The organism is Ramlibacter sp., assembly GCF_041916345.1.
Lineage (GTDB): Bacteria > Pseudomonadota > Gammaproteobacteria > Burkholderiales > Burkholderiaceae_C > Ramlibacter.
Genome location: NZ_JAYRZR010000122.1, coordinates 1 through 8,706 on the forward strand (window position 1 = coordinate 1; position 8,706 = coordinate 8,706).

The 8,706-nt window shown below is 70.0% G+C and carries 9 protein-coding genes; 4 read left to right on the plus strand and 5 right to left on the minus strand.

What is annotated here, in order from left to right:
* Both prfB and ACE3T5_RS19850 read right to left on the minus strand, forming a co-directional pair.
* Nucleotides 1-1,088 (minus strand): peptide chain release factor 2 gene (gene prfB, locus ACE3T5_RS19845; protein WP_374669838.1). Its coding sequence is split into 2 segments (ribosomal slippage), with 1,087 coding nucleotides annotated over them: nt 1-1,006 and nt 1,008-1,088; the frame shifts between segments, so codons are not numbered across the junction. This gene is flagged as partial in the annotation.
* Between the two features lie 88 nt (nt 1,089-1,176).
* Nucleotides 1,177-2,082, minus strand: a complete 906-nt coding sequence (locus ACE3T5_RS19850) for an alpha/beta fold hydrolase (RefSeq protein ID WP_374669839.1) — start codon at nt 2,080-2,082, stop codon at nt 1,177-1,179.
* Nucleotides 2,083-2,107: 25 nt separating this feature from the next.
* On the opposite strand from ACE3T5_RS19850, the gene ACE3T5_RS19855 reads away from it, so the two are divergent.
* The 4 genes from ACE3T5_RS19855 to plsY all read left to right on the plus strand — a co-directional run bounded on the left by ACE3T5_RS19855 (nt 2,108) and on the right by plsY (nt 6,280).
* Nucleotides 2,108-3,913, plus strand: a complete 1,806-nt coding sequence (locus tag ACE3T5_RS19855; RefSeq protein WP_374669840.1) for an acyl-CoA synthetase — start codon at nt 2,108-2,110, stop codon at nt 3,911-3,913.
* 79 nt (nt 3,914-3,992) lie between these two features.
* Entirely contained in the window at nt 3,993-5,054 is a 1,062-nt protein-coding gene (locus tag ACE3T5_RS19860) for an aldo/keto reductase (RefSeq protein WP_374669841.1), read from the plus strand.
* Nucleotides 5,055-5,056: 2 nt separating this feature from the next.
* Entirely contained in the window at nt 5,057-5,548 is a 492-nt protein-coding gene (gene ybaK, locus ACE3T5_RS19865; RefSeq protein WP_374669842.1) for a Cys-tRNA(Pro) deacylase, read from the plus strand.
* A 99-nt stretch (nt 5,549-5,647) separates the two neighbouring features.
* Nucleotides 5,648-6,280: a glycerol-3-phosphate 1-O-acyltransferase PlsY gene (plsY, locus tag ACE3T5_RS19870; protein ID WP_374669843.1), complete on the plus strand. Its 633-nt coding sequence runs from the start codon at nt 5,648-5,650 to the stop codon at nt 6,278-6,280.
* Between the two features lie 58 nt (nt 6,281-6,338).
* Here the strand turns inward: plsY and ACE3T5_RS19875 are convergent, their stop codons facing one another.
* The 3 genes from ACE3T5_RS19875 to ACE3T5_RS19885 all read right to left on the minus strand — a co-directional run bounded on the left by ACE3T5_RS19875 (nt 6,339) and on the right by ACE3T5_RS19885 (nt 8,682).
* Nucleotides 6,339-7,862, minus strand: a complete 1,524-nt coding sequence (locus tag ACE3T5_RS19875; RefSeq protein ID WP_374669845.1) for an MFS transporter — start codon at nt 7,860-7,862, stop codon at nt 6,339-6,341.
* 113 nt (nt 7,863-7,975) lie between these two features.
* Complete coding sequence (locus ACE3T5_RS19880; RefSeq protein WP_374669844.1) at nt 7,976-8,629, minus strand: TIGR02281 family clan AA aspartic protease; 654 nt, start codon at nt 8,627-8,629, stop codon at nt 7,976-7,978.
* Nucleotides 8,626-8,682, minus strand: coding sequence for a hypothetical protein (locus ACE3T5_RS19885; RefSeq protein WP_374669846.1), 57 nt, complete (start codon nt 8,680-8,682; stop codon nt 8,626-8,628). Before ACE3T5_RS19885 ends, ACE3T5_RS19880 begins: the two co-directional genes overlap by 4 nt.
* Between the last annotated feature and the right edge of the window lie 24 nt (nt 8,683-8,706).

The following is an 8,706-nucleotide window of genomic DNA, read 5'->3' on the forward strand; positions in this document are numbered from 1 at the left end:
AGGAGGCCTCGATGAAGGCATCGAGGTCGCCATCCAGCACCTTCTGCGTGGCGGAGATCTCCACGCCGGTCCGCAGGTCCTTGATGCGGCTGTTGTCCAGCACGTAGCTGCGGATCTGGTGGCCCCAGCCGACGTCGGTCTTGGTGTCCTCCAGCTTCTGCTGCGCCTCCATGCGCTTGCGCATCTCGAAGTCGTACAGCCGGCTGCGCAGGCGGCGCCAGGCCACGTCGCGGTTGCTGTGCTGGCTGCGGCTGTCCTGGCACTGCACCACGATGCCGGTGGGCATGTGGGTCAGGCGCACGGCCGAATCCGTCTTGTTGATGTGCTGGCCGCCGGCGCCGCTGGCGCGGAAGGTGTCCACGCGCACGTCGGCCGGGTTGATATCGATCTCGATGGAGTCATCGATCTCGGGGTACACGAACACGCTGGCGAAGCTGGTGTGCCGGCCGCCGGAGGAATCGAACGGGGACTTGCGCACCAGGCGGTGCACGCCCGTCTCCGTACGCAGCAGGCCGAAAGCGTAGTCGCCCTCGATCTTGAGCGTGGCGCTCTTGATGCCGGCCACGTCGCCCGGCGTCTCGTCTTCCACCGTGTACTTGAAGCCCTTGCGCTCGGCGTACTTGATGTACTGGCGCATCAGCATGCTGGCCCAGTCGCAGGCCTCGGTGCCGCCGGCGCCGGCCTGCAGATCGAGGAAGCAGTTGCTCGGGTCCGCCGGCTGGTTGAACATGCGGCGGAACTCCAGGTCCTTGACGATGCCCTCCAGCTTGGCCGTCTCGGTCTCGATGGTCAGCAGGCCGCCCTCGTCGCCTTCTTCCTTGCTCATCTCGTAGAGCTCCAGGTTGTCGGCGAGTTCGCGCTCCAGGTTGCCGATGGTCTCGACCACCGAGGCCAGCTGCTTCTGCTCCTTGCCCAGTTCCTGGGCCTTCTTCGGGTCATTCCAGACCGAAGGGTCTTCCAGCGAGGCGTTGACGGTCCTCAGGCGCTCCGACTTGGCATCGAAGTCAAAGATACCCCCGAAGGTCGCGGGTCCGGGTCTGCAGATCGGTGAGGGTGGTGCCGATCAGGTTGATGCGCTCTGCGTCCATGGTGCTGCTTTCGAATGAGTGAGGCGCGGGACGCGGTGTCCCGGCGAAGCGGCGGATTTTCGCATGGCGGGCCGGGCGCCCCGGCGCCTCATTCGTCCAGGAACGCCTCCAGCATGCGTGCCAGCGCCTCGGGCTGGTCGTGATGCAGCATGTGGCCGGCGTCCTCGATGCGGCCGATGCGCAGGTTCGGTACGGACTTCAACCGTTCGTGGTACTCCGCCAGCGTGTAGCGGCCCTTCCACCAGACGCCCAGGCTGTCATCGCTCGCCTCCACCGCCAGCACCGGTGCCGTGATGGCCTTGTAGATCTCCAGCACCTCGTCCACCCGGAACAGGCTGGCATTGATGATCTTGTGCGCCGCATGGCCGAGGATGCGCCAGCGGCCCGAGGCATCGGGCGCCGCCCAATGCCCGGCCAGCCATTCGGCCTTGTCTCGGGTCAGGCGGCGGTTGGTCTTCATCAGCCGCTCGGCCACGCCGCCGGCGCTGTCGTAGTCCTTCAGGTCCAGCTCGCCGCGGTGGTAGGCATGCAGTTCGTCCAGCCACTTCGCGTAGCGCGTGGGCGCCTGCGAGGGCCGCGTGCCCGGCATGCCGAAGCCCTCCAGGTTGACCAGCCGGCGGATGCGCTGCGGCCGTGCGCCGCCGTACAGCATGGCGATGTTGCCGCCCATGCTGTGGCCCACCAGGTCCACCGGCTGCTCGCCTGCGTAGTGATCGATCAGGAAGTCGAGGTCGGCCAGGTAGTCCGGGAACCAGTAGTTGTCCGCATGGGGCACGTCGGTCTGGCCGTAGCCGCGCCAGTCGGGCGCGATCACGTAGCGGTCCTTGGCGAAGGCATCCACCACGAACTGGTAGGAGGCGGCGACGTCCATCCAGCCGTGCACCATCACCAGCGGTGCGCGGCCCGGCGTGGGCGTGCCCCACAGGCGCACGTGGTAGCGCAGGCCGCGGATCGGGACAAACTCGCTGCGGGAGGCTCGCTTCATTGGGTACATTCGGCCGATCATAGGAGGCAAAGCGATGGCAGGCAGTCAAGGCAGGGACAAGCCGGCGGACCACTGGCGGGCCATGCACCACGGCTTCGGCTGGCAGGTGCCGGATCACTTCAACATCGCCCAGGTCTGCTGCACGCGCTGGGCGCAGGCACCAGATGCCGACCAGCGCATCGCCGTCGTCGCGCACGGCGTGGCCGAAGGCGCCACGCTCAGCTACGCGCGCCTGCAGGCCGAGGCCAACCGCATGAGCAACCTGCTGGTGGCGCTGGGCGTGCATCGCGGCGACCGCGTGGCCATCGTCATGCCGCAGCGGCACGAGACGGCCATTGCCTACATGGCGGTGCTGCAGCTCGGCGCGGTGGCCATGCCGCTGTCGATGCTGTTCGGCCCCGAGGCGCTGGAGTACCGCCTGCAGGACAGCGAGGCCGTGGTCGCGATCTGCGACGAAAGCTCGCTCGCCAACGTGGCGCAGGTGCGCGGCCAGTGCCCGACCCTGCGCTCGGTGGTGGGTGTCGGCGGCGCCGCCGATGCGGCCGATCTCTCCTGGCCCGCCGAGCGCACGCGCATGCCGGCGGACTTCCACGCCGCCGCCACCCACGCCGACGACGGCGCCGTGCTGATCTACACCAGCGGCACCACCGGCCCGCCCAAGGGCGCGCTGATCCCCCACCGCGCCCTGATCGGCAACCTCACCGGCTTCATCTGCAGCCAGAACTGGTTCGGCTTTCCGCCGGGCGGCAACGGCACCGCCCAGTCTGCCGGGGACCAGAACGTGTTCTGGTCCCCGGCAGACTGGGCATGGACGGGTGGGCTCATGGATGCATTGCTTCCCACCCTCTACTTCGGCCGCCCCATCGTCGCCTGGAACGGCCGCTTCAACCCCGAGCTGGCCTTCACGCTGATGCAGGCACATGGTGTCACGCACACCTTCCTGTTCCCAACCGCGCTGAAGGCGATGATGAAGGCCTACCCGCGGCCGCGCGATCACTTCCGCATCCGCCTGCAGGCCATCATGAGCGCGGGCGAGGCGGTGGGGGATGCCGTCTTCGCCTACTGCCGCGACGAGCTGGGCGTGACCGTCAACGAGATGTTCGGCCAGACCGAGATCAACTACGTGGTCGGCAACTGCGCCATGACCTGGGCCGACGCGCCGGGTGGCCCGCTGGTGGCGCGCGGCGGTCCGGCCGGCTGGCCGGCGCGGCCGGGCAGCATGGGCCGGCCGTACCCGGGCCACCGCGTGGCGGTGATCGACGACGATGGCAACGAGTGCCCGCCCGGTGTGCCGGGCGACGTGGCGGTGAACCGCTTCGACGTGCATGGCGACCCCGATCCGATCTTCTTCCTCGGCTACTGGAAGAACCCCGAGGCCACGCGCCGCAAGTTCACCGGCGACTGGTGCCGCACCGGTGACCTGGCCACGCGCGACGAGGACGGCTACCTCTGGTACCAGGGCCGCGCCGACGACGTGTTCAAGGCGGCCGGCTACCGCATCGGGCCGAGCGAGATCGAGAACTGCCTGGTGAAACATCCCGCGGTGGTGAACGCTGCCGTGGTGCCCAAGCCGGATGCCGAGCGCGGCGCGGTGGTCAAGGCCTACGTGGTGCTCGCGCCGCATGTGGCGGAGGCGCGCGTGCTGGCGCGCGAGGGTGAGGCCGCCTTCGATGCGCGCCTGGTCGCCGAGCTGCAGGAGCACGTGCGCGGCAAGCTCGCACCCTACGAATACCCGAAGGAGGTGGAGTTCATCGAGGCCCTTCCGATGACGACCACCGGCAAGGTGCAGCGTCGGGTGCTGCGGCTGCAGGAGGAAGAGCGGGCGCGGGTGGGGCGGTAGGGGCAAGCGCTGGGATGGCGCTGCACTCCAGTCCGGCCTACGGGCTCCCCCGCTTCCCCGCCCCCCTTAAGATTCCCCCATGCAACTCCGTCCCCTCGGCTCATCCGACCTCCGCGTCACCCCCGTCTGCCTCGGCACCATGACCTTCGGCGAGCAGGTCGCCGAGGCCGATGCGCATGCCATCCTGGACCGCGCCATCGCACGCGGCGTGAACTTCATCGACACCGCCGAGATGTATGCGGTGCCGGCGCGGAAGGAGACCTTCGGCGCCACCGAAACCATCATCGGCAACTGGCTGGCCGCCCGCCCCGGCATGCGGCAGAAGATCGTGCTGGCGACCAAGGTGGCCGGCCCTTCGCGCGGCATGCCCTGGGTGCGCGAAGGCGCGGGCATGACGGCGGCCGACATCATCGCCTCGTGCGAAGGCTCGTTGCGCCGCCTGCGCACCGACGTGATCGACCTCTACCAGATCCACTGGCCCGAGCGCAACGTGCCGGCGTTCGGCACGCTGTATTTCGACCCGTCCAAGGAGCGCACGCAGACCTCCATCCATGAGCAGCTGCAGGCGCTGGACACGCTCGTGCGGCAGGGCAAGGTGCGCCACATCGGCCTGTCGAACGAGACGCCGTATGGCGTGCACGAGTTCGTGCGCCTGGCCGAGCAGCACGGCCTGCCGCGCGTGGCCACGGTGCAGAACGTGTATTGCCTCATCAGCCGCGCGCTGGAGAATGCCCTGGACGAGACGATGTTCCGCCTGGGCGTGTCGCTGCTGGCCTACTCGCCGCTGGGCTTCGGGCTGCTCACCGGCAAGTACGACGCGGGCGGGTTCACAGGGGCCGGGGCGCCGGCGGGCGCGCGCATCGCGGCCTTCGAGTCGGTGCGTCAAGGCCGTTGGGGCCGGGAAGACGCATTGCGGGCCGCGCGCCGCTACAACGCGCTCGCACGCGAACACGGCCTCACGCCCACGCGCATGGCGCTGGCCTTCTGCTACACCAAGTGGCAGGTGGCCAGCACCATCATCGGCTGCACCTCGGTCGCCCAGCTCGAAGAGAACCTGGACGCCTGGGGCACGACGCTCGCGCCGGATCTGCTGAAGGCGATCGACGCCCTTCGCTGGGAGATGCGGGATCCCGCCAACTGACCATGGCGCGCAAGGAGCACGTCAGCGAGACGCCCGCCACCGCCATGCTCAAGGCGGCAAAGGTCGCCTTCACCGAGCACCCGTACGAGTACCTGGAGCACGGCGGTGCGCAACACAGCGCCGAGGTGCTGGGCCATGACCCCTACGCAGTGGTCAAGACGCTCATCATGGAAGACGAGAAGGCGCGTCCGCTGGTGGTGCTGATGCACGGCAACCGCAAGGTCTCGACCAAGAACCTCGCGCGGCAGATCGGCGCCAAGTCGGTGGCGCCCTGCCAGCCCGAGGTGGCGAACCGGCACAGCGGCTACCTGGTGGGCGGCACCTCACCCTTCGGCACGCGCAAGGCCATGCCGGTGTACATTGAGGAGACCATCCTCGCCTTGCCCCGCATCCTGATCAACGGCGGCCGTCGCGGCTACCTGGTGGGCATCGAGCCGCGGGTGTGCGTGGAGCTGCTGGACGCGAAGCCGGTGCAGTGCGCGCTGGCGGAGTGAGGGGGAGCTGGGGTTGCACCCCAGCCTACGAGTACCGGGCTGCGTCCTGGTAGGCTGGGGTGCAACCCCAGCTCCGCTACCGGCGGCACAATAGCGCCCGTGCAGACGCTCTACCCCTTCCTCGCCGCCATCGCCGCCTACCTGCTGGGCTCGCTCGCCTTCGCCGTGCTGGTCAGCCGCGCCATGGGCCTGTCGGACCCGCGCACCTTCGGCAGCAAGAACCCCGGCGCCACCAACGTGCTGCGCTCCGGCAGCAAGGCCGCGGCCATCATCACGCTGCTGCTCGACGCCTTCAAGGGCGTGGTGCCGGTGCTGCTGGTGCGGGCCTACGGCAAGCCGCTGGGCCTGGAAGAGGGCACGGTGGCGCTGGTCGCGCTGGGCGCCTTCCTCGGCCACCTGTATCCGGTGTTCTTCCGCTTCCAGGGCGGCAAGGGCGTGGCCACCTTCATCGGCGCCGTGTTCGCCATCCACTGGGGCCTGGGGCTGGCGACCGGTGCCAGCTGGCTGATCATCGCCTTCTTCTTCCGCTACTCGTCGCTGGCCTCGCTGGTGGCGGCGGTGTTCGCGCCGGTGTACTACCTGCTCGGTGACCGTGTGGCCTGGTATGCGGATGCGCGCGTGGTGGCGGCGCTGTTCGTCATGGCGGGTCTGCTGGCCTGGCGCCACCGCGAGAACATCGGGCGGCTGCTGGCGGGCAACGAATCCCGCATCGGCGCGAAGAAGAGCGGCTGAGCCGCCGCTCGCTGCGTCCCGCGCGGCCCGGGCCTGCGCGCGGATCAGGATGCGCCACCTACTCCTGCGCCAGCAGGTAGCGTGTCACCTTGGGCGGGCCATCTCCCACGTGGCAGGCCAGCCGCCGCTCACGCAGCTCGGCGTCCGCCCCGCTGAAACGGTCGAAGCGGCGCAGGTGCTCATTCCACGAGGCATCCACGATCTGCTCCACATAGCGGTCCGGCTCGGCCATGTCGTGCAGGAGCTGCCATTCCAGCGCGCCCAGGCGCAGGCGGCTGCGCCGGCTCTCCTGCATGACGGCCAGGAATTCCGCCGCGCGCGCCGGATCGATGCGGTACTCCACGTGCACCAGGATGCGCCCGGGCTGCTCGGGCGCGGGGAGGTCAGGGCGCTGCAGCACCGGCGCCGGTGCCAGGTCGTTGCCGCTGGCCCGATCGCTGATCGGGCTGCGCACCAGCAGGGCCAGTACCACGCTGCTGAGGGAGGCCAGGCCGATGCTGTGGTGCACGTCGGTCCAGGTGGCCACCTGGCCCCACAGCGCGGCGCCGGCGGCTGTGGCCCCCATCAGCGCCATCTGGTAGATCGACATGCCGCGTGCCCGCACCCAGTCGGGCAGGGCCATCTGCGCGGCCACGGTCAGCGAGTTCGCCACCGTGATCCAGGCCGCGCCGCAGATCATCATCGCCGGCACCGCCACCCCGATGCCCGGCGCATAGGCCACGGCGACCGCCGCCGCCGCCTCGATCGCGGTGCCTGCCAGCAGGCGCGGCGCCAGCGGCATCCAGGCACGGATGCGGGGCATCAGCACCGCAGCCACGATGGCGCCGACGCCCATGGAGGCGATCAGCGCGGTGAAGGTACCGGCATTGCCACCCGGCAGCGCGCGCGCCACCAGCGGCAGCAGGGCCAGCAGCGCGGTGGAATGCAGGAAGAACAGCGAGATGCGCAGCAGCACCGAGCGCATGCGCGCCGACTGCATGACGAACTGCAGGCCCACCCGCATGGCGCTGGGCAGCGGCTCACGGCCCAGCGGGTTCTCCCGGTGCTCACGCCGCCAGCGCGAGATGATGACCGCCGCCGCGACCGACAGCACCGCGTTCAGCGCGAACACGTAGATCGTGCCGGCGCCGGCGATCAGCGCGCCGGCCACCAGGGGGCCGACGATGCGCGAGCCGTTCATGGCGATGCCGTTCAGCGCCAGCGCCTGCGGCAGGTGCTGGCGGCTCACGATCTCCGGCACGATGGCAGCGAACACCGGCCAGCGCATGGCCAGGCCGACGCCGTTGGCGAAGGTCAGCGCCAGCAGCAGCGGCGCGGTGAGCCGGTCCAGCAGGATCACCACGCACAGCAGCAGCGCCACCACCGCGACCCAGATCTGGGTGACGAGGAAGTAGCGGCGCCGGTCCACCGTGTCGGCGAGGGCACCACTGGGCAGGCCCAGCAGGAACATCGGCAGGGTCGATGCGCTCTGCACCAGTGCCACCCACAGCGGCGAGGGGCCGATGGACGTCATCAGCCAGGCCGCCGCCACGTCGTTCATCCACATCGTGGTGTTGGCGGCCAGCCAGGCGAACCACAGCATGCGGAACACGGGCCCCTGCAGGGGCCCGAAGGCCGACTCGCGGGCGGGCGGGGGCGGAGGGGAAGGCAGCGTGTCGGGCAATGCGGGCGGAAGAAGGGGTAGGTCCGTGCTGCCTAGTAGCGGCGCTCCAGCACCATCAGGTCATTTTCGCGGCGCATCTGGAAGCGGGTGAGGAAGGTGTTGCCCAGCAGCACGTAGGGCATGTCGGTGGAAACGACCATGGCGTCGACCTCGCGCACCTCCACATCCCCCACGCGCACGCTGGAGAGCTTCACCCGCCAGGCCGGCACGCTGCCGCCGGCCGTGCCGGCCAGGCCGGCCGGCGTATTGCGGTAGACGATGCCCAGTCGGTCGGCCGTGGGCACGCCCAGCGCCACCATCGAGGCACCGGTGTCCACCATGAAGTTCACCGTGCGGCCGTTGATGGCGCCCGTGCTGAAGATGTGCCCGCCGCTGGAGACCGGCAGCACGATGACCTTGCCGCTGCCCGGGGCGGTGCCCATGGCGCCCACGCTGGCGGGCGCCTCGCCCACGCGCAGCGTGACGCGGCGGCCACCTACTTCGATCACGGCCTGCTCGCCCTGGGTGCTGACCACCTTCACGCCCTGGTGCGATTCACCGGGCGCCACCGCGCGCGGCGCACCGCCATCGACGATCAGCAGGGCCTTGCCCCCCAGCATGCCCTGCAGGGCCACCTGCTGCGCGGCGGCCGGCAGGGCGGCCGCCAGCAGCACGCAGGCGAGGGCCAGGCGCCCGGGCAGGCTCATTCGCGGAAGTTGGTGAAGGACAGCGGCAGCTCCGCCATCTCCTTGCGGACCACGGCGATGGCGGCCTGCAGGTCGTC

What these genes read in the sequence shown, in the direction of transcription:
- ACE3T5_RS19855 (WP_374669840.1), top strand. Translation starts at nt 2,108, where the DNA reads ATGGCAGGCAGTCAAGGCAGGGACAAGCCGGCGGACCACTGGCGGGCC.
- ACE3T5_RS19850 (WP_374669839.1), bottom strand. Translation starts at nt 2,082, where the DNA reads ATGTACCCAATGAAGCGAGCCTCCCGCAGCGAGTTTGTCCCGATCCGC.
- ACE3T5_RS19875 (WP_374669845.1), bottom strand. Translation starts at nt 7,862, where the DNA reads ATGCTGTGGTTCGCCTGGCTGGCCGCCAACACCACGATGTGGATGAAC.
- ACE3T5_RS19880 (WP_374669844.1), bottom strand. Translation starts at nt 8,629, where the DNA reads ATGAGCCTGCCCGGGCGCCTGGCCCTCGCCTGCGTGCTGCTGGCGGCC.
- ybaK (WP_374669842.1), top strand. Translation starts at nt 5,057, where the DNA reads ATGGCGCGCAAGGAGCACGTCAGCGAGACGCCCGCCACCGCCATGCTC.
- ACE3T5_RS19860 (WP_374669841.1), top strand. Translation starts at nt 3,993, where the DNA reads ATGCAACTCCGTCCCCTCGGCTCATCCGACCTCCGCGTCACCCCCGTC.